This is a genomic window from Pseudomonas sp. GW531-T4 (assembly GCF_017349615.1).
GTDB lineage: Bacteria > Pseudomonadota > Gammaproteobacteria > Pseudomonadales > Pseudomonadaceae > Aquipseudomonas > Aquipseudomonas chlororaphis_I.
This window is the reverse complement of record NZ_JACMZT010000022.1, coordinates 56,736-76,836: the sequence shown is the minus strand read 5'-3', so window position 1 is coordinate 76,836 and position 20,101 is coordinate 56,736. Positions and strand designations below refer to the sequence as shown.

Below are 20,101 nucleotides of genomic sequence, written 5' to 3'. Positions count from 1 at the left end.
AATAGGACCTGACATCGCTTTATTCCGCTTTGCCCGGGCGGCGAACGCTCAAAACCGCGGGGCCGGCATTTATAACGGCGAAGTTTGCCATAAACGCCGGCATTTGGCCCCATCGGCAAGCGTAATCGCCGCCATCACAGATCGCTGTAGCCGCTGCCGCAGGCTGCGATCGACCTCGAAGAGGGCGTGCTCCCTGAGATCGCGGGAAGGTCCTTCGGACCTTATCGCAGCCTGCGGCAGCGGCTACAGGCGTCGTATCAGGCTTCCACCTGGCTCCACTGCTTGTTCAGACGCTTGTCGGAAATCGGCGCCTTGGTGCCCAGTTGCTGGGCGAACAGCGACACTCGATATTCCTCCAGCCACCAGCGGTACAGCTCCAGCTGCGGGTCGCGCTTGCCTTCCTGGGCATGTTTGCCGGCGCGGGCCTGGTACTGGTTCCACAGGCCGGCCAGTTCGGTACTCCAGACCCGGTCCTTCTGCACCTGGCTGCCGAGTTTCTCGAAACGCAGCTCGACGGCCTTGAGGTAACGCGGCAGCTCCTTGAGCCATTGCGCCGGGGTCTCGCGGACAAAACCCGGATACACCAGGTGGCTTAGCTGCGACTTGATGTCATTCAGCGCCACCGCCTGGGCCAGGTCGATCTTGCCCTTGAAGCGTTTTTGCAGGCTGTGCCAGAGCTTGAGGATATCCAGGGTCAGGCGCGCCAGGCGCTCGGCGTGCTCGGTCCATCTGCCGCGCTTGCGTTCGGCCAGCGACGCCAGGCCGGCGCCATCCCGGGGCAGGCTGTCCTCGCCGTCCAGCACGCAGCTGTCGAGGCTGGCCAGCAGGATGTCCTCCACCAGGGCGTCGACGCGCCCCAGTTCGCGATACAGCAGGCCCAGCTCGGTCAGCCCCGGCAGCTTGTTGCGCAGGAACTTGGCCGGCTCGGCCAGCTGTTGCAGCAACAGGCGCTGCAAGGCGCGACGATGCTGGAACTCGGCTTCGGCCGGGGTGGAGAAACGCCCTTCCTTGACGGTCCCGCCTTCTTCTACCAGCGCCGGATACACCGTCATCGACAGCCCGGCGATCTTCTGCTGGGTTTTCTCCGCCACCGCAGCGAACACCTTGGCCTCCACCGGCTGCTGGCTTTTCGCGGTTTGCGGCACGGCCAGGGCGGCCTGGCTGGCTTCGGCGAAACGCGCGGTCAGCTCGGCCAGGTCGCGGCCTTCGCCGAGGAACTTGCCCTGGGCGTCGACGATTTCCAGGTTCATCCGCAGGTGGCTTTCCACCTGTTGCGCCGACTCGGCCCAGGCCTCGTCGCTGACCCGTGCCCCGGTCATGCGCAGCAGCTCGCGACCCAGCGCCTGGGGCAGCGAGCCCTGGGCGAAATCGATACGCGCCAGGGCCGCCTTGACGAAGTCCGGCACCGGCACGAAGTTCTTGCGCAACGCCTTGGGCAGGTTGCGCACCAGGGCGATGCACTTGGCTTCCACCAGCCCCGGCACCAGCCATTCCAGACGCTCGGCGGGCAAGGCCGGCAGCAACGGCGCCGGCACCCGCAGGGTCACGCCGTCCCGTGGATGGTTGGGCTCGAAGTGGTAACTCAGGGCCAGTTCCAGATCGCCGATCTGCAAGGTGTCCGGGTACTGCATGGCGGTGACTTCGCTGGCCTCGCGGGCCAACACGTCTTCCTCACGCATGATCAGCAGCTGCGGGTCTTTCTGGCTGTGCACCCGGTACCAGCTGTCGAAGGTCGCGGTCTGGTGGATCTCCGCCGGCAGGCGCGCGTCGTAGAAGGCGAACAGGGTTTCCTCGTCGGCGAGGATGTCGCGGCGCCGGGCCTTGGCTTCCAGTTCGTCGAGCTGTTCCAGCAAGCGCGTGTTGGCACTCAGGCACTTGGCCTTCGACTGGATCTCGCCACGCACCAGGCCTTCGCGGATAAACAGTTCGCGCGACACCACTGGGTCCACCGGGCCGTAATGCACAGGGCGGCGGCCGACCACAATCAGGCCGAACAGGGTGATCTGCTCGTAGGCCACCACCTGCCCGCGCTTCTTCTCCCAATGGGGTTCGAAGTGGTTTTTCTTGATCAGGTGCCCGGCCAGCGGCTCGATCCAGTCCGGTTCGATCTTCGCCACCATGCGCGCATAGAGCTTGGTGGTTTCCACCAGCTCGGCGGTCATCAGCCACTGCGGACGCTTCTTGCCAAGACCCGACGACGGATGCACCCAGAAGCGCCGCTGACGGGCACCGAGGTAGTCGCCCTCCTCGGTCTTCTGGCCGATCTGGCTCAGCAGGCCGACCAGCACCGCCTTGTGCAGTTTCGGATAGTCGGCCGGCTCCTTGTTCAGGCTCAGCTGCAGGTCGCGGCAGATCAGGCTCAACTGGCGGTGGGAGTCGCGCCACTCGCGCAGGCGCAAGTAGTTGAGGAAATTCTTGCGGCACCAGTTACGCAGCGGGCTGGCGGTCAGCGCCTGGCGCTGCTCTTCGAAACCGCGCCACAGATTGACCAGCCCGGCGAAATCCGAGTCGGCGTCCTTCCATTGCGCGTGGGCCTGGTCGGCCGCCTGCTGGCGCTCCGGCGGCCGCTCGCGCGGGTCCTGGATCGACATGGCGCTGGCGACGATCAGCACTTCCTGCAGGCTGCCCAGCTTCGCCGCTTCCAGCAGCATGCGGCCCATGCGCGGGTCCACCGGCAGCCGCGCCAATTGGCGACCCAGCGGCGTCAGCTGGCTGTTGCGGTCCACAGCCGAGAGTTCTTGCAGCAGGTTGAAACCGTCGCTGATGGCCTTGCCATCCGGCGGCTCGATAAAGGGGAACGCGGTGATTTCACCGAGGCGCAGATGGAGCATCTGCAGGATCACCGCCGCCAGGTTGGTACGCAGGATCTCCGGGTCGGTGAATTCCGGACGGCCGTTGAAATCTTCTTCGCTGTACAGGCGCACGCAGATGCCCGGCTCGACCCGGCCGCAGCGGCCTTTACGCTGGTTGGCGCTGGCCTGGGAAATCGCCTCGATGGGCAGGCGCTGGACCTTGGCCCGGTAGCTGTAGCGGCTGATGCGCGCGGTGCCGCTGTCGATCACGTAGCGGATGCCCGGCACGGTCAACGAGGTCTCGGCGACGTTGGTCGCCAGTACCACCCTGCGGCCCGGGTGCGACTGGAAAATCCGCTGTTGCTCAGGCGGCGACAGGCGCGCATACAACGGCAGGATTTCGGTGTGCTTGAGCTGGGCCTTGCGCAGCATCTCGGCGGCGTCGCGAATCTCCCGCTCGCCCGGCAGGAACACCAGCACGTCACCCGGGCTGCGACGCTCGCTGCGCTCATGGGCGGCGATTTCGTCGAGGGTGGCGAGGATCGCCTGGTCCACCGTCAGGTCGTCCTCGACCCGGTTGCCCTCTTCGTCCTGCTCCAGGGTCAGCGGGCGGTACCAGGTTTCCACCGGGAAGGTACGGCCGGAGACCTCGACGATCGGCGCGTCGTCGAAATGCTTGGAGAAGCGCTCCAGGTCGATGGTCGCCGAGGTGATGATGACCTTGAGGTCCGGACGCCGCGGCAGCAGGGTCTTCAGGTAGCCCAGCAGGAAGTCGATGTTCAGGCTGCGCTCGTGGGCTTCGTCGACGATGATCGTGTCGTAGCGTTCCAGGTAGCGGTCGTTCTGGGTTTCCGCCAGCAGGATGCCGTCGGTCATCAGCTTGATCAGGGTGTTCGAGTCGCTCTGGTCCTCGAAGCGCACCTGGTAACCCACCAGGGCACCTAGCGGCGTCGCCAGCTCTTCGGCGACCCGGCTGGCCACGCTGCGCGCGGCGATCCGCCGAGGCTGGGTATGACCGATCAGGCCGTGCTGGCCGCGACCGATTTCCAGGCAGATCTTCGGCAGCTGGGTGGTTTTACCCGAGCCAGTTTCGCCGGCAATGATCAGCACCTGGTGCTTTTGCAGCGCCGCCTTGATCTCGTCGCGCTTGGCGGCGATCGGCAGGCTGTCGTCGTAGCGAATCGACGGCACGCTGGCGCGCCGCGCCGCCACCTGGGCGCAGGACGCCTGCATGCGTTCGACCCACTGCCCAAGCTTGGCCTCGTCGGGTTTCTTGCGCAGCTCAAGCAGCTGCCGGCGCAACCGGTGGCGGTCGGCGAGCATGGCTTGGTCGAGGTTTTTCAGCAGTTGGTCGGTCATAAAGGCAGCTACAAGCTTCAAGCGAAAAGCCGCAAGATTAACGCAGCTTTACGCTTTTAGCTTGCCGCTTGTAACTTGCCTCTTGCCGCTGCTCCCTCTATTCGTTGTCCCGGTCCTTGCGCCGGTACGGGAACACATCGATCACCTTGCCGGCGCGAATGGCGTCCTGCAGGCCTTTCCAGTAATCGGCGTTGTACAGCTCGCCGTGCAGCTGGTCGAACAGCTTGCGCTGCCCGGCGTCGGCGAACAGGAACGGCGGGAATTCCTCGGGGAACACGTCCAGCGGGCCGATGGAATACCAGGGCTCGGACGCCATCTCGTCCTCCGGGGTGCGCGGCGCCGGGATGTGGCGAAAGTTGGCTTCGGTGAGAAAGCAGATCTCGTCGTAGTCGTAGAACACCACCCGGCCATGGCGGGTGACACCGAAGTTCTTCAGCAGCATGTCGCCGGGGAAGATATTCGCTGCGGCCAGTTGCTTGATCGCCAGGCCGTAGTCGTCCAGCGCCTCGCGCACCTGGGCCGGGTTGGCGTGGTCCAGGTAGAGGTTGAGCGGGGTCATGCGCCGCTCGGTCCAGCAGTGGCGGATCAGCACCGTATCGCCCTCCACCGACACCGTCGACGGCGCCACTTCCAGCAACTCCGCCAGGCACGCCGGATCGAACTTGCCCAGGGGAAAGCGGAAGTCGGCGAACTCCTGGGTATCGGCCATGCGCCCGACCCGGTCGACGCTTTTCACCAGGCGGTACTTCTCGATCACCGTGGCGCGGTCGACGTTTTTCGACGGTGAGAAGCGGTCCTTGATGATCTTGAACACGGTGTTGAAGCCCGGCAAGGTGAACACGCTCATGACCATGCCGCGCACGCCCGGGGCCATGATGAACTGGTCGTCGGTGTTGGCCAGGTGGTTGATCAGCGCCCGGTAGAACTCGGACTTGCCGTGCTTGTAGAACCCGATGGAGGTGTACAGCTCGGCGATGTGCTTGCCCGGCAGGATGCGCTTGAGGAAACCGATGAACTCCGCCGGCACCGGCACGTCGACCATGAAATAGGAACGGGTGAAGGAAAAGATGATCGACACCTCGGCTTCGTCAGTGATCAGCGCGTCGATCTGGATGCCCCGCCCTTCACGATGCAGCAACGGAATCACCAGCGGCCACTGCTCGTCGTGGGTGTAGATGCGCCCCACCAGGTAAGCGCCCTTGTTGCGGTACAGCACCGAGGAAAACAGCTCCACCGCCAGTTCCGGGTCCTTGCACACCCAGTCCGGCAGGTTCTCCCGCAGCTGCGACTCCAGGCGCCGCAGGTCGCCGGACAGGTCGGCATAGGCCTCGCTGAAGCGGTAGTCGACGAAGATCTGTTCGAGCATCGTCGACAGATGTCCTTGCGGCCGGTAGGTGCGGGTCTGCGCGGCCCGGGCGCGGCGCAGGCTCGGCCGCGTGGTGTGGATGAACATGCAGCCGTCGCTGATCAGGTCGTGGCTGAACAGGCCGCAGAAGGCCGAGTTGTACCAGGTCTCGGACAGCTCATCGTCGAAGCGCAGGTCGATAAGGCTGATATAGGCGCTTTTCACCAGCGGCCACTGATTGACGTCGAGCAGGGTCTCCAGGTCGAACGTCGTGCGCAGGCGCTGCACGGTCTCGCCGACCTTTTCCTCGTACAGGTTGATCCGCGCCGCCGAGGCGGTCTGTGCCTCCTGCCACTGCGCCTGTTCGAAGCGGGCCCGGGCACCGTCGGTGATCTGGCGAAAGTGCTCGCGGTAATCGTCGAAGCCATCGAGGATCGTTCGAGCGATATCGGCGGCGGGCCATTTCTGCGGCATGGTGAGACCTCTGCGGGAATTCGGAAAGGCCTGAGCTTAGCCAGTGAACCGGGTGCAGGAGAAGTGCAATTTTTCCGTAGCGAGAAGGATCCCGCCCATTCGACCGCAAGATAGCGATTGCTCGCGTCCCGTCTCTCGGCAACACTCTCGCCCTGCCGAAAAAAGGGCCGTTGCAGGGGCCATCAAAGGAGTTGCGCCGTGAGACTTGTCGATACCCTGCGTTTGTTGTCCCTGGCCGCGATCTGGGGCGCGAGTTTTCTGTTCATGCGCATCATCGCTCCAGTGATCGGCAGCATTCCCACGGCCTTCTTTCGCGTCTCCATCGCCGCCACCGGCCTGTTGGTGATCCTCGCGCTGATGCGCATCAGTTGGGACTTCCAGGGCAAGTTCAAGACCGTGCTGCTGCTCGGCGTGATCAACTCCGGTATCCCCGCCACTATGTATTCGGTGGCGGCCCTGGTGTTGCCGGCCGGTTATTCGGCGATCTTCAATGCCACCACGCCCTTGATGGGCGTGCTGATCGGCGGGCTGTTCTTCCACGAGAAACTGACCCCGACAAAAATCGCCGGGGTCAGCCTGGGCCTGTTCGGCGTGGGCATCCTGACCCGCGCCGGCCCCATGACATTCGACCTGGAACTGCTGCTGGGCGCGCTGGCCTGCCTGCTCGCCACCACCTGCTACGGCTTCGCCGGCTTCCTCGCGCGGCGCTGGCTGGACCAGGCCGGCGGCCTCGACAGTCGCCTCTCGGCCCTGGGCAGCATGCTCGGCGCCAGCCTGTTCCTGCTGCCGATCTTCGCCTACAGCACCATCAGCCAGCCGCCCGCCAGCTGGGGCGGCTGGAGCGTCTGGCTGTCGTTGCTGGGCCTGGGGCTGGCCTGCACCGCCTTTGCCTACATCCTGTATTTCCGCCTGCTGAGCTCGATCGGCCCGGTCAAGTCGATGACCGTGACCTTCATGATCCCGCCGTTCGGGGTGCTGTGGGGCGCGTTGCTGCTAGACGAGCCGCTGTCCATGGCCCACTTGTATGGCGGCGTGCTGATCGCTGCGGCCTTGTGGCTGGTACTCAAACCGGGAGCCCGGGTCGCCTCGCCCCAGGAACTGGCGGATCGCTGATCGCGTCGATTCCCCGGCATTGCGAGCGGTCCTGAAACATGGGCGCGCTCGCCACTTGCACAACAGTCTCGATCAGGCTTGAGCAGAATCGAACTGCATATCGGACACCGTAACTTCCGCCCTTCGGCAAAAAAACTTAAAACAATAAAAAACCATCGTCTTCTAAAAAACAAATACTGCCCTCTCAATAAAAACATCCCCTCAAGCAAAAAATCATTACCCCGCCGTCTTTATGTTTTACCCCCTTCTTTTGCCCCTCGTCCAAACCCCATAAAACTTGAACAAAATTCGCAAAAAAGCCCGAACCAGACAGTTCCACTGATAACAACAACGAACTAACCACAACCAACAAAGATTATTCTCGACCACCATAAAGATATTTCTGAAAAGTTTAAAAAAAGTTCCCAACCTCTCTCCCCACGTATATTCCCGCCTCCTTCTTTATTAAGTTACCGGCCCGCTCACAACTTTCCGGACAACTTGATCAGTTATTCAACGCTTATGAACAGATCACTCAGGCCGCACTGTTACAGCACCGGTCCTATTGCACTTCATAGCCAGAAAACTCCTCTGCCGGCCGGGAAGCGCCTCGCGCCTCTGTGCAGCCATCGAACGCTTTCACCCCTCGGCGCACGCCGCTGATCCCTAGCGCACCCGACGCCGTTTCCACTCCTCCGACCACACAGGCACAGCCTTGGAAAAGAAGACCATGACACCCCACAGTTTCAGACCCTCCAGCACCGCGCTCGCCGTCGCCCTGGCGTTGAGCACCTTCGCCCCGGCCGTACTCGCCACGACGAACTGGACCGGAGACGCCCATCACTTTGCCTATGACGAGGACGGCAACGCCTATCGCGTCAACGACAGCAACGCCTGGGAAAACAGCGGTAACTGGAGCAACGGCGCTCCCGCCAGCAATGAGGCGGTCAATATCGATCGACCGCTCCCCGGGCTGAGCAACCAGGTCGCGCAACTGGACAGCGCCCGAACGGTCGGCAGCCTGAACGTTGGCACCGCCAACAACGGCCTGGGCCAATTGAATGTCGGCGGCAGCGGCAAGCTGAATGTCGCTGACGGCTTCACCCTGGGCACCGTACAGGGCGCCACGGGCAAGGCCACCTTCAACAACGGCGCGACCTTGAACACCGGCGGCGACCTGATCGTCGGCAAAGGCGGCTCCGCCGACCTGAACCTCAAAAGCGGCTCCCGAGCCCACTCCCAGGGCGACACCCTGATCGGCTCCGAGCGTGGCGCAACCGGCACCCTCATCGCCGACGGCGGGTCAACCCTGACCAGCGATAAGCGCCTGGTGGTCGGCGGCGCCGGCAACGGCACCCTGCTGGTCAAGAACGGCAGCCAGGTCAACAGCCAGGACAGCCTCATCGCTGCCGACCTGGGTTCCACTGGCAGCGCCAGCCTCGATGGCGCGGGCAGCCTCTGGAAAACCCTCGGCGACATGACCGTCGGCCAGTCGGGCAACGGCTCGCTGTCGCTCACCAACGGCGCCAAGGTACAGACCGCTGGCAACACCGTGATCGCTGCGCAAAAAGGCTCGAATGGTTCGGTCAGCGTCGACAACAGCACGCTCTCCACCGACAAGACCCTGATCGTCGGCGGCGCCGGCAATGGCACCCTGCTGGTCAAGAACGGCAGCCAGGTCAACAGCCAGGACAGCCTCATCGCTGCCGACCTGGGCTCCACTGGCACCGCCAGCCTCGATGGCGCGGGCAGCCTCTGGAAAACCCTCGGCGACATGACCGTCGGCCAGTCGGGCAACGGCTCGCTGTCGCTCACCAACGGCGCCAAGGTGCAGACCGCTGGCAACACCGTGATCGCTGCGCAAAAAGGCTCGAATGGTTCGGTCAGCGTCGACAACAGCACGCTCTCCACCGACAAGACCCTGATCGTCGGCGGCGCCGGCAATGGCGTCCTGGAAGTCAAGAACGGTGGTCAGGTCAACAGCCAGGACAGCATCATCGCTGCCGACCTGGGCTCCACTGGCAGCGCCAGCGTCGATGGCGCGGGCAGCCTCTGGAAAAGCCTGGGCGACATGATCGTGGGCCAGTCGGGCAACGGCTCGCTGTCGCTGACCAACGGCGCCAAGGTGCAGACCGCTGGCAACACCGTGATCGCTGCGCAAAAAGGCTCAAGCGGTAAGGTCAGCGTCGACAACGGCACGCTGTCCACCGACAAGACCCTGATCGTCGGCGGCGCCGGCAACGGCGTCCTGGAAGTCAAGAACGGCGGTCAGGTCAACAGCCAGGACAGCATCATCGCTGCCGACCTGGGCTCCACTGGCAGCGCCAGCCTCGATGGCGCGGGCAGCCTCTGGAAAAGCCTGGGCGACATGATCGTGGGCCAGTCGGGTAACGGCTCGCTGTCGCTGACCAACGGCGCCAAGGTGCAGACCGCTGGCAACACCGTCATCGCTGCCAAAAAAGGCTCAAGCGGTACGGTCAGCGTCGACAACGGTACGCTCTCCACCGACAAGACCCTGATCGTCGGCGGCGCCGGCAATGGCGTCCTGGACGTCAAGAACGGTGGTCAGGTCAACAGCCAGGACAGCATCATCGCTGCCGATCTGGGTTCGAATGGCAGCGCCAGCCTCGATGGCGCGGGTAGCCTCTGGAAAAGCCTGGGTGACATGATCGTGGGCCAGTCGGGCAATGGCTCGCTGTCGCTCACCAACGGCGCCAAGGTGCAGAACGGTGGCAACACCGTCCTCGGTGCACAAAAAGGCTCGAATGGTTCGGTCAGCGTCGACAACAGCTCGCTCTCCACCGACAAGACCCTGATCGTCGGCGGCGCCGGCAACGGTGCCCTGGACATCAAGAATGGCGGCCAGGTAACCAGCCAGGACGGCATCATCGGTGCCAACCAGGGCGCCAATGGCAGCGCCAGCGTCGATGGCACGGGCAGCCTGTGGGAAACCCTCGGCGACATGATCGTGGGCCAGAGCGGCAACGCCAGCCTGGTACTCGCCAACCAGGGCGTGGCCAAAGTCGGCGGTGGCACCCTGCGGATCGCCAACGACAGCAGCTCCAACGCTGCGCTTTATGTGGGCGCGACCAGCGACAAGGCCGCCGACGCCAAGGGCGCAGGCCATCTGGAAGCCAAACGCGTGGTCTTCGGTCAAGGCCAGGGCCTGGTCCAGTTCAACCACAGCGACCGCAACTACCAGTTCGATGCCGGCTTCGAAGGTAAGGGCCGCGTCAATCACATCGCCGGGCAGACCGTGTTCAACGGTGACTCCAGCGGCTTCACCGGCCAGTTGAATGTCAAGGGCGGCGAACTGCTGCTGAACAACCGCATGGCCGGGCAAGTGCAGGTCGACAAGAACGCCAGCCTGCACATCGGCGCCTTCAACGGCAGCCAAGGCGAAGTGCTCAGCGATATCGGCAACGATGGCCAGGTCGTGTTCGACCGCAACAACCAGTACCAGTACGACCACGTCATCTACGGCAGCGGCTCGGTCGAGCAGCGCGGCACGGGCAGCACCGTGCTCACCGGCGAAAACACCTACAAGGGCGGCACGCTGATCAGCAACGGCACCCTGCAACTGGGGGCCGGCGCGAACGGCGGCAACAGCGGCTCGATCCTCGGCGACGTGCAGATCGACGCACCCGGCAGCCTGGTGTTCAACCGTGCCAACGCCTACACCTTCGGCGGCGCCCTCTCCGGCACCGGTACGCTCTATAAGCGCGGTGCCGGGCGCACCGAACTGAGCGGCGACAGCTCCGCCTTCCACGGCCGCAGCTACGTCGATTCGGGCATCCTGGCCGTCAATGGCAAGCTCGGCGGCTCGACCGACGTGTATGACGGCGCCACCCTGGCGGGCAACGGCCAGGTCGGCAACGTCACCCTGCACAAAGGCGCGACCATCGCCCCCGGCAACTCCATCGGCACTCTGAGCCTGACCGGCGATCTCGACCAGCACAGCGGTTCGACCTTCCATGCCGAACTGCTGAGCACCGGAGCCAACGACCGGCTGCTGGTGAACGGCGCGGCGCGGCTCGAGGACGGCAGCATCATCAACGCGGACAAACTCGACAGCAAACGCTACGAGCTGGACCGTCGTTATCTGGTGCTCGCAACCCAGCAGGGCCTGAGCGGTCGTTACAAGCTGACGGGCGATACCTGGGTCTCGACCTTCTATGACCTGGTGGACAACTACGACAGCCACAATGCCTACCTGGATGTGCAGCAGACTCGCCTGTTCCAGGAAGCCGCCTTCACCCCTAACCAGCGGGCCACGGCCACTGCGGCACAAAGCCTGAAAGGCGCGGCCGTGCCAGCGCTGACGCCACCGGTGCACAACAAACTGTTCGAGGCCATCGCCTATCTGCCCGATGACCACCAGGCACGCGATGCCTTCGATCAACTGTCCGGCGAGCTCCACAACTCCACCCGTTCGGCGCTGATCCAGGACAGCCGCCTGGTGCGCGACGCGGCGAACAGCCGTCTGCGTTCGGCGACTGTCGCCCAGCCGGCTGACACCGCGAGCGACGCACACTCCGGCCTGACCCCGTGGATCACCACGCTGGGCAACTGGGGCGAGGTCAAGGGTGACAGCAATACCGCCACCCTGCGCAGCGACACCAAGGGCTTCCTGACGGGTGTCGATACCGCGGTTGGTGACAGCGGCCATGTCGGCGTGCTGACCGGCTACAGTCGTACCGACCTGAAGAGCTCGTCACGCGACTCCTCGAGCGACAACGACAACATCCATCTGGGTGTCTATGGCGGAGCACAGGTCAGCGGGTTCGACCTGCGCGGCGGCATGGCGTACACCTGGAGCCGGATCGACGCCAAGCGTTCGGTGAACTTCGCCGGCTACAGCGACCACCTGAAGTCCAAGCATGACGCCAATACCCTGCAAGCCTTCGGTGAGCTGGGCCGGCGCTTCGACCTCAGCCCTTCGGTACAGCTGGAACCCTTCGCCAACCTGGCCTATGTGCAGGTCAAGAGCGAAGGCTTCAAGGAAGATGGCGGCCCTGCGGCCCTGCGCGCCAAGCACGCGTCGGACGAGCAGACGTTCTCCACCCTGGGTCTGCGCGCCAGCGCCGACAAGCAGCTGGATAACGGCAAGTTGCTGACCGTGTTCGGCAGCGCCGGCTGGAAACACGCCCTGGCCGGCATCACGCCGTCCAACACCTACCGTTTCGACGGCAGCGATGCGTTCCGCACCGAAGGCGCGGCTTACTCGCGCAACAGCGCAGTGGTCGAAGCCGGAGTGGAAACCCGGGTGACTCCCGAGCTGAGCCTGGGCGCCGCCTACAGCGGGCAACTGGGCAGCGGTGCCAGCGAACACGGCCTGAGCCTGAACGCCAGCTACCGCTTCTGACCCCGCCCTGATCACGCAGCGGCGGCCCCGCCGCTGCGTATTGTGGATTGACCGGCAAGGTGCACTTGCCGGTCTTTTTTTGCCTTTCGTCAAGGCATGCCTCCAGCAACAACGGGGGCATCCGTGACGGCCATTCAATACCCGGCGCTCTAGCGCCGGGCATTGGGCTATACCTGCGTCATGGCGACGTCAGGGTAATCAGGTAGGTCCCCGATTTCACCGATTTGCCTGCCCCATCGACCAGCGCATAGTGCTGATCGTAGTAGCGCCCGTCCTTGCCGCTGTCCGTCACCAGTTTGACGTTGACCGGCGACTGGCCGACGGCCGTCACCGTGCTCGACGGACCGACCCCGTGCACCCGGATGTCGTTACCCCGCGACAGTTGTGGGCACTGGCGCAGGCTCAATACGGCCCCGCCATTGGCAGTCGAGCTTGGCGTGCAAGGTTCCTCGACGATGCTGCCGTGAAAATAGATCGTTCCCTGGATGCTTTGAGGGGCTGCGGAACAGATTCCACTCAAACCTAGAAACATGCCGACACCTGCCAAAACCAGCTTGCTACTCATTCTGACTATCTCCATTGGGCCTGAAGAGTATGTCGTCAGTGTAGAAGGAATCTTTAATTTTTAAGGTTTGTCTTATTCCCAAAGCCTTAATAAATAGGGTAAAAGCGAACGCAATTTAATATCAATAAGCCACCATTGCTATCGGCCAGTCCTGGCCAATCTGAAGGGTGCGCCCCAGACAAAAAAAGGCGCAGCTTCGATCAAGTCGAAAGCTGCGCCCGGCACTTTCTGAATCAGCTGTTTTTGCGGAACACGAACACCAGCCCGACGATGATCAACAGCATGCCGAACACGCTCAGCAGCGCCAGTCGATTACCGAAGAACAGGTAGTCCATCACGGCCGTCACCGCCGGCACCAGGTAGAACAGGCTGGTGACATTCACCAGGTTGCCGCGAGCGATCAGCCGGTACAGCAGCAGGGTCGCCAGCACCGAGACCACCAGTCCCATCCACAGCGCCGGGACAATAAAGCCGACGCTGCGCTCGAAGTGAAACGACTGGAACGGCACGAACAGCGCGCACAGCAACAGCCCGGCCAGGTATTGCACCGGCAGGGTGCCCAGCGGGTTGTCACTGATGCGTTTCTGCATGATCGAGCCCAGGGTCATGCTCACCAGGGCCAGCAGGCCGAAGAGCATCCCGGCCAGCGACATGCCTGCCAGGCCAATGCCCTGGTAGACCACCATGATCAACCCGGCCAGGCCCAGCGCCAGGCCGAACATCCGGCTCCAGGAACGCTGACGCTCCATGATCACCACGGTGAGGATCGGCTGCACCCCCATGATGGTGGCCATCACGCCGGGGGTGACCTTCAGGTCCAGGGCCAGCAGGTAGAAGATCTGGTACGCCCCCAGCAACACCAGCCCGGTGGCCACCGCGTACAGCATCGGCTTGCGCCCGCGGGGCAAACGCAGCTTGAGCAAGGGAATCAGCAGCACCAGGCCGCACAGGGCGATGGCGAAACGGAACAACAGGAAGGCAAAGGGCGAGGCATGGGCCAGCCCCCATTTGGAGAAAATCGCCCCACTGCTCCAGAGCAGGACGAACAGGCTCGTGGAAGCCGCCGCGAGCGCGGACTTTTTTGCTATGAACAACATGAATACCACCTGTAATCAGGCAAATGGCCAACTCAGCCGAGGCTGAAATTCAGTAGTTTTTTCTGGCGGGCGCGGGCAACAGCAGAGGTTGCTGATCAGCCCCGTACGACAACGCCCGGCGGTGATACGACGGCGCACACCGGCGTGCTACTGACAGGTGGGGGGTAATGACTGATCTGCACAGGCTGCGGGTTCCCGCACGGCACGACGCCAGCGTTGACCGCTGAATCGACTACCGCGTTGATGAGGGAATGAGGCATGTGCTGATCTTTCTGAAGAGGAAGGTGAGTCTTCTGATACACCGGGCGCCGACTATAACCAGCGCCCGATATTCATTGCAACGCCTTATCCGAACAGCCAGTAGCCCAGGGCGGTCAGGACCACCACCGCCAGCACCGGACGCAGGACGCGGTAGAGCTTCGGATTGCGGCGTTTCCATTGCTTGACCACACCACTGATGCGGTCGCTGAAACGCTTGCTCCAGGCATAGGCCTGGTTGATCCCGCCGACGCGCTCGTCGTCGAGGTTCTGCGGCGCGGTGGCACGCCCCAGCCAGCCGCTGATCCAGCGGTTGATGCGGGTCATCAGCGAGTTGCTCAGTGGACGCTCGATGTCGCAGAACAGGATGACCCGAGTCTTGTCGGTCTCGTTCTTCACCCAATGCACGTAGGTTTCGTCGAACATCACGTCTTCGCCATCGCGCCAGGCGTAGACCTGGCCGTCGACGAAGATCCGGCAGTCGTCGGAGTTCGGTGTGGACAGGCCCAGGTGATAACGCAGGGAACCGGCGAACGGGTCACGGTGTGGGTTCAGGTGGCTGCCACCGGGCAGCAGGGCGAACATCGCGCCCTTGACGTTGGGAATACGACTGACCAGCTCAACGGTCTTCGGGCACAGCATTTCGGCCGATGGCAGGGGTTTGTCGTACCACTTGAGGTAGAAACGCTTCCATCCCTTCTTGAAGAACGAACCGAAACCGGCGTCGTTATTCTTCTCGGCGGCGCGGATATAACCCTCGTCGAACAGGTGCATGGCCTCGTCGCGGATCACTTCCCAGTTGTCCTTGAGCACATCCAGCTCGGGGAACTTGCTGCGGTCCAGGTAAGGCTTGGAAGGCACACCGGAAAACAGGTACATCAAGGCGTTATAAGGAGCGAACAGCGCCGAATGGTTGACGAACTGACGCAGCACCGGCAGTCGAGCCTTACCGCGTAAATGCACGTAGAGAGTACTGCCGATAAATAGCAGCAACACCGCGGACTTGGCGGCAAACGAAAGGCTCATGCAATATCTCCTTGAAATAATTACCAGCGGGGCAGCATTCATCCGACATGGCAGCCGGCCATCATAAACACTCCTGGCCCCTGGAAAAACCCGCACAAACCAACAAACAGTGTTAACAGTCGTGCAATAAAACGCTAATTAACATAAGTCACCTGAACGCCAGCTGATGCAGGTCAGCACAATTGTGCTGTGCCCTGCACACCGCAGCCGCCGTACCTTCGATCGCCGGCCAGCCGGCTCCGGCGATCACCTTCCCTTGTGTCTTACTGCTGGTTCTCCTGCTCGGTGAACAGGTCGCTGAACAGCATGCTCGACAGGTAACGCTCACCCGAATCCGGCAGCACCACCACTATGGTCTTGCCCTGCATCTCGGGGGTTTCTGCCAGGCGCACCGCCACCGCCATCGCCGCGCCGGAGGAAATGCCACAGAGGATCCCCTCCTCCTGCATCAGGCGCAGGGCCATGACCTTGGATTCCTCGTCGCTCACCAGCTCGACCCGGTCGACCACCGACAGGTCGAGGTTGCTCGGCACAAAACCGGCACCGATGCCCTGGATCTTGTGCGGGCTGGGCTTGATCTCTTCGCCGGCCAGTTTCTGGGTGATCACCGGCGACACGCTCGGCTCCACCGCCACCGACAGGATAGGTTTGCCCTGGGTCTTCTTGATGTAGCGGGAAACCCCGGTGATGGTGCCGCCAGTGCCGACGCCGGCCACCAGCACGTCCACGGCGCCATCGGTGTCATTCCAGATTTCCGGACCGGTGGTTTTCTCGTGGATCGCCGGGTTGGCCGGGTTATCGAACTGCTGCGGCATGAAATATTTTTCAGGGTCGCTGGCAAGGATTTCCGCGGCCTTCTCGATCGCGCCTTTCATGCCCTTGGCCGGCTCGGTCAACACCAGCTCGGCCCCCAGGGCCTTGAGCACCTTGCGCCGCTCGATGCTCATCGACGCCGGCATGGTCAGGACCAGCCTGTAGCCACGGGCCGCGGCGACGAATGCCAGGCCGATGCCGGTATTGCCCGAGGTCGGCTCGATGATGCTCATGCCCGGCTTGAGTTTGCCGCTGCTTTCCGCGTCCCAGATCATGTTCGCGCCGATCCGGCACTTCACCGAATAACCCGGGTTGCGCCCTTCGATCTTGGCCAGGATGGTGACGCCGCGGGGCGCGATGCGGTTGATCTGCACCAGCGGCGTATTGCCAATGGAATGGGCGTTGTCGACGAAAATGCGGCTCATGGCTGGGTCCTTGTACAGCGTGAAAGGAAGTGTCCAAGGGTATGCCTCGCACCCATGAGCGTCCAGTCGGGACGAACGACTGCGATGCCGGGGAGTCAATCGCTATAAGGCACATGGCTGGAGACTCATGCTCATGAAACGTCGCTACAGTTGGCCCCTGTGGACCCTCGCCGGGGTGCTGGTGCTGCTGGTTGCCCTGCACATCGCCATGCCCTATCTGGTGCGCGACTACCTCAATGACCGGCTCGCCAACATGGGCGACTACCGCGGCCAGATCGCCGATGTCGACCTGGCCCTGTGGCGCGGTGCGTACCGGATCAACGGCCTGAAAATCGTCAAGGTCGACGGTAAGGTGCCGGTGCCGTTCGTCAATGCTCCGCTGGTCGATCTGTCCGTGAGCTGGCACTCCCTGTGGTACGACCATGCAGTGGTGGCCGAAGTGCAATTCGTCGGGCCGCAGGTCAACTTCGTCGACGACTCCAACAAAAAGAATTCGCAAACCGGCGAAGGCACCGACTGGCGGGCCCAGCTGAACAAGCTGCTGCCCATCACCCTCAACGAAGTACAAGTCAGCGACGGCAAGATCAGTTTCCGTAACTTCAACTCCAAACCGCCGGTGAACATGAGCGCCACCCAGGTCAACGCCAGCGCCTACAACCTGACCAACGTGGTCGACACCCAGGGCAAACGTGACGCCCGCCTCGAAGGCAAGGCCATGCTGCTGGACCATGCGCCCCTGGAAACCAACGCCACCTTCGACCCGCTGAGCGACTTCCAGGACTTCGCGTTCCGCCTGCGTGTGCAGGACATCGAACTCAAGCGCTTGAACGACTTCGCCGGCGCCTATGGCAAATTCGACTTCAACGCCGGCCACGGTGACCTGGTGATCGAAGCCGAGGCCAACAAGGGCCAGCTCACCGGCTATATAAAGCCGCTGTTGCGCGATGTCGATGTGTTCAACTGGCGGCAGGATGTCGAGAACAAGGACAAGGGGATATTCCGCTCGATCTGGGAAGCCCTGGTGGGGGGCAGCGAAACCGTGCTGAAAAACCAGGGGAAAAACCAGTTCGCCACCCGGGTTGAACTCAAAGGCAGCGTACATCAGCGTGATGTCAGCGCATTCCAGGCTTTTTTACAGATTTTACGCAATGGTTTCATCGAGGCCTTCAATGCCCAGTATGAGCGCCCCAAGCCATCCACTGACTGAGTCACCATGTGACGCCCCATTCAGAGACTGAATAGGGCGTCTGCGTTCACAGTCGACCGGGCGCCGCGCTATAGTCGGCCATTCGTGTTTTATTCTTCCGACCTGCTCGATGCACGTCGGCGTTACCGTTCGAGGAATTGCAGATGAAGTTCGAAGGCACCAGCGCGTACGTCGCCACCGATGACCTGAAGCTGGCAGTCAATGCCGCCATCACCCTGGAGCGGCCGCTGCTGGTCAAGGGCGAACCGGGCACCGGCAAGACCATGCTCGCCGAGCAACTGGCCGAGTCCTTCGGTGCCAAGCTGATCACCTGGCACATCAAGTCCACCACCAAGGCTCACCAGGGCCTGTACGAGTACGACGCGGTGAGCCGCCTGCGCGATTCGCAGTTGGGCGTGGACAAGGTGCATGACATCCGCAACTACCTGAAGAAAGGCAAGCTGTGGGAGGCCTTCGAATCCGAGGAGCGGGTGATCCTGCTGATCGACGAAATCGACAAGGCCGACATCGAGTTCCCCAACGACCTGTTGCAGGAACTCGACAAGATGGAGTTCTACGTCTACGAAATCGACGAGACCATCAAGGCCAAGCAGCGCCCGATCATCATCATTACCTCCAACAACGAGAAAGAGCTGCCGGACGCCTTCCTGCGCCGCTGCTTCTTCCACTACATCGCCTTCCCCGACCGCACCACCCTGCAGAAAATCGTCGACGTGCACTACCCGGACATCAAGAAGGACCTGGTCAGCGAAGCGCTGGACGTGTTCTTCGACGTGCGCAAGGTGCCGGGCCTGAAGAAGAAGCCTTCGACCTCCGAGCTGGTGGACTGGCTCAAGCTGCTGATGGCCGACAACATCGGCGAAGCGGTGCTGCGCGAACGCGATCCGACCAAGGCCATCCCGCCACTGGCCGGCGCCCTGGTGAAGAACGAGCAGGACGTACAATTGCTGGAACGCCTGGCGTTCATGAGCCGTCGCGGCACCCGCTGAGAGGGCATTGTCATGCTGCTCAACCTGTTCAATGAAATGCGTGCCGCCAAGGTTCCGGTGTCGGTGCGCGAGCTGCTCGACCTGATCAACGCGCTCAAGCAGCGCGTGACCTTCGCCGACATGGACGAGTTCTATTACCTGTCCCGGGCGATCCTGGTGAAGGACGAGCGGCACTTCGACAAGTTCGACCGCGCGTTCGGCGCCTACTTCAACGGCCTGGAAAAACTCGACGACCACCTGCAGGCGCTGATCCCTGAGGATTGGCTGCGCAAGGAGTTCGAGCGCTCGCTGAGCGATGAGGAACGGGCGCAGATCCAGTCCCTCGGCGGCCTGGACAAGCTGATCGAAGAGTTCAAGAAACGCCTGGAAGAACAGAAGGAACGCCACGCCGGCGGCAACAAGTGGATCGGCACCGGCGGCACCAGCCCCTTCGGCTCCGGCGGCTTCAACCCGGAAGGCATCCGCGTCGGCGACGCCGGCAAGCGCCAGGGCAAGGCGGTCAAGGTCTGGGACCAGCGCGAATACAAGAACCTCGACGACTCGGTGGAACTGGGCACCCGCAACATCAAGGTGGCCCTGCGCCGTCTGCGCAAGTTCGCCCGCCAGGGCGCGGCGGACGAGCTGGACATCGATGGCACCATCGACCACACCGCCCGCGACGCCGGCCTGCTGAACATCCAGATGCGCCCGGAGCGGCGCAACAGCATCAAGCTGCTGTTGCTGTTCGATATCGGTGGCTCGATGGATGCCCACGTGAAGATCTGCGAGGAGCTGTTCTCGGCCTGCAAGACCGAGTTCAAGCACCTGGAGTACTACTACTTCCACAACTTCATCTATGAGTCGGTGTGGAAGAACAACCTGCGCCGCGGCTCGGAACGCACCTCGACCCAGGACGTGCTGCACAAGTACGGCGCCGACTACAAAGTGATCTTCGTCGGCGACGCCGCCATGGCGCCTTACGAAATCACCCAGGCCGGCGGCAGCGTCGAGCACTGGAACGAAGAAGCCGGCTACGTGTGGATGCAGCGCTTCATGGAGAAGTACAAGAAGCTCATCTGGATCAACCCCTACCCGAAAGACACCTGGGGCTATACCGCCTCGACCAACATCGTGCGCGAGCTGATCGAAGACCAGATGTACCCGCTGACCTTGCGCGGCCTGGAAGAAGGGATGCGGTTTCTCTCCAAATAGGATCCCGTCCAACGCGATCCCTGTAGCCGCTGCCGCAGGCTGCGATCGGCTGCGAAGCAGACGCGCTCTTGAGTCCGCTTGAAGGCCCTTCGGGCCTTATCGC

The 20,101-nt window shown here is 62.8% G+C and carries 11 protein-coding genes; 5 read left to right on the top strand and 6 right to left on the bottom strand.

Annotated features, from left to right (window positions below; all coding sequences use genetic code 11):
• Nucleotides 1-257: 257 nt before the first annotated feature.
• Nucleotides 258-4,151 (bottom strand): ATP-dependent RNA helicase HrpA, encoded by a 3,894-nt coding sequence (gene hrpA, locus J4D28_RS18520; RefSeq protein ID WP_103331384.1) that lies wholly within the window; start codon nucleotides 4,149-4,151, stop codon nucleotides 258-260.
• Nucleotides 4,152-4,248: 97 nt separating this feature from the next.
• Nucleotides 4,249-5,970, bottom strand: coding sequence for a bifunctional isocitrate dehydrogenase kinase/phosphatase (gene aceK / locus J4D28_RS18515; protein WP_009047590.1), 1,722 nt, complete (start codon nucleotides 5,968-5,970; stop codon nucleotides 4,249-4,251).
• A 198-nt stretch (nucleotides 5,971-6,168) separates the two neighbouring features.
• On the opposite strand from aceK, the gene J4D28_RS18510 reads away from it, so the two are divergent.
• Nucleotides 6,169-7,083 (top strand): DMT family transporter, encoded by a 915-nt coding sequence (locus J4D28_RS18510; RefSeq protein WP_016702617.1) that lies wholly within the window; start codon nucleotides 6,169-6,171, stop codon nucleotides 7,081-7,083.
• Nucleotides 7,084-7,792: 709 nt separating this feature from the next.
• Nucleotides 7,793-12,427 carry an autotransporter domain-containing protein gene (locus tag J4D28_RS18505; protein ID WP_103331404.1) on the top strand — a complete coding sequence of 1,545 codons (4,635 nt, stop codon included), beginning with the start codon at nucleotides 7,793-7,795 and terminating at the stop codon, nucleotides 12,425-12,427.
• Between the two features lie 178 nt (nucleotides 12,428-12,605).
• On the opposite strand, the gene J4D28_RS18500 is transcribed toward J4D28_RS18505, so the two are convergent.
• The 4 genes from J4D28_RS18500 to cysK form a co-directional block, all read right to left on the bottom strand.
• Nucleotides 12,606-12,992 (bottom strand): hypothetical protein, encoded by a 387-nt coding sequence (locus J4D28_RS18500; RefSeq protein ID WP_103331385.1) that lies wholly within the window; start codon nucleotides 12,990-12,992, stop codon nucleotides 12,606-12,608.
• 233 nt (nucleotides 12,993-13,225) lie between these two features.
• Complete coding sequence (locus tag J4D28_RS18495) at nucleotides 13,226-14,089, bottom strand: DMT family transporter (RefSeq protein WP_103331386.1); 864 nt, start codon at nucleotides 14,087-14,089, stop codon at nucleotides 13,226-13,228.
• Nucleotides 14,090-14,434: 345 nt separating this feature from the next.
• A complete protein-coding gene (locus J4D28_RS18490) occupies nucleotides 14,435-15,373 on the bottom strand; it encodes an aspartyl/asparaginyl beta-hydroxylase domain-containing protein (RefSeq protein ID WP_009047585.1) in 939 nt (312 codons plus the stop codon).
• Nucleotides 15,374-15,636: 263 nt separating this feature from the next.
• Nucleotides 15,637-16,611, bottom strand: coding sequence for a cysteine synthase A (gene cysK / locus J4D28_RS18485; RefSeq protein WP_103331387.1), 975 nt, complete (start codon nucleotides 16,609-16,611; stop codon nucleotides 15,637-15,639).
• Between the two features lie 133 nt (nucleotides 16,612-16,744).
• Here cysK and J4D28_RS18480 point away from each other — a divergent pair, with 133 nt between their 5' ends.
• The 3 genes from J4D28_RS18480 to J4D28_RS18470 all read left to right on the top strand — a co-directional run bounded on the left by J4D28_RS18480 (nucleotide 16,745) and on the right by J4D28_RS18470 (nucleotide 19,998).
• Nucleotides 16,745-17,818 (top strand): DUF748 domain-containing protein, encoded by a 1,074-nt coding sequence (locus tag J4D28_RS18480; RefSeq protein WP_103331388.1) that lies wholly within the window; start codon nucleotides 16,745-16,747, stop codon nucleotides 17,816-17,818.
• A 143-nt stretch (nucleotides 17,819-17,961) separates the two neighbouring features.
• Entirely contained in the window at nucleotides 17,962-18,807 is an 846-nt protein-coding gene (locus J4D28_RS18475) for a MoxR family ATPase (protein WP_016705272.1), read from the top strand.
• 12 nt (nucleotides 18,808-18,819) lie between these two features.
• Nucleotides 18,820-19,998 (top strand): VWA domain-containing protein, encoded by a 1,179-nt coding sequence (locus J4D28_RS18470; RefSeq protein ID WP_007926886.1) that lies wholly within the window; start codon nucleotides 18,820-18,822, stop codon nucleotides 19,996-19,998.
• Nucleotides 19,999-20,101: the final 103 nt, after the last annotated feature.

Coding starts and splice junctions, on each gene's coding strand:
- J4D28_RS18490 (WP_009047585.1), bottom strand. CDS start 15,373: ATGAGCCTTTCGTTTGCCGCCAAGTCCGCGGTGTTGCTGCTATTTATC.
- J4D28_RS18470 (WP_007926886.1), top strand. CDS start 18,820: ATGCTGCTCAACCTGTTCAATGAAATGCGTGCCGCCAAGGTTCCGGTG.
- J4D28_RS18505 (WP_103331404.1), top strand. CDS start 7,793: ATGACACCCCACAGTTTCAGACCCTCCAGCACCGCGCTCGCCGTCGCC.
- hrpA (WP_103331384.1), bottom strand. CDS start 4,151: ATGACCGACCAACTGCTGAAAAACCTCGACCAAGCCATGCTCGCCGAC.
- J4D28_RS18495 (WP_103331386.1), bottom strand. CDS start 14,089: ATGTTGTTCATAGCAAAAAAGTCCGCGCTCGCGGCGGCTTCCACGAGC.
- J4D28_RS18475 (WP_016705272.1), top strand. CDS start 17,962: ATGAAGTTCGAAGGCACCAGCGCGTACGTCGCCACCGATGACCTGAAG.
- J4D28_RS18480 (WP_103331388.1), top strand. CDS start 16,745: ATGAAACGTCGCTACAGTTGGCCCCTGTGGACCCTCGCCGGGGTGCTG.
- aceK (WP_009047590.1), bottom strand. CDS start 5,970: ATGCCGCAGAAATGGCCCGCCGCCGATATCGCTCGAACGATCCTCGAT.
- cysK (WP_103331387.1), bottom strand. CDS start 16,611: ATGAGCCGCATTTTCGTCGACAACGCCCATTCCATTGGCAATACGCCG.
- J4D28_RS18500 (WP_103331385.1), bottom strand. CDS start 12,992: ATGAGTAGCAAGCTGGTTTTGGCAGGTGTCGGCATGTTTCTAGGTTTG.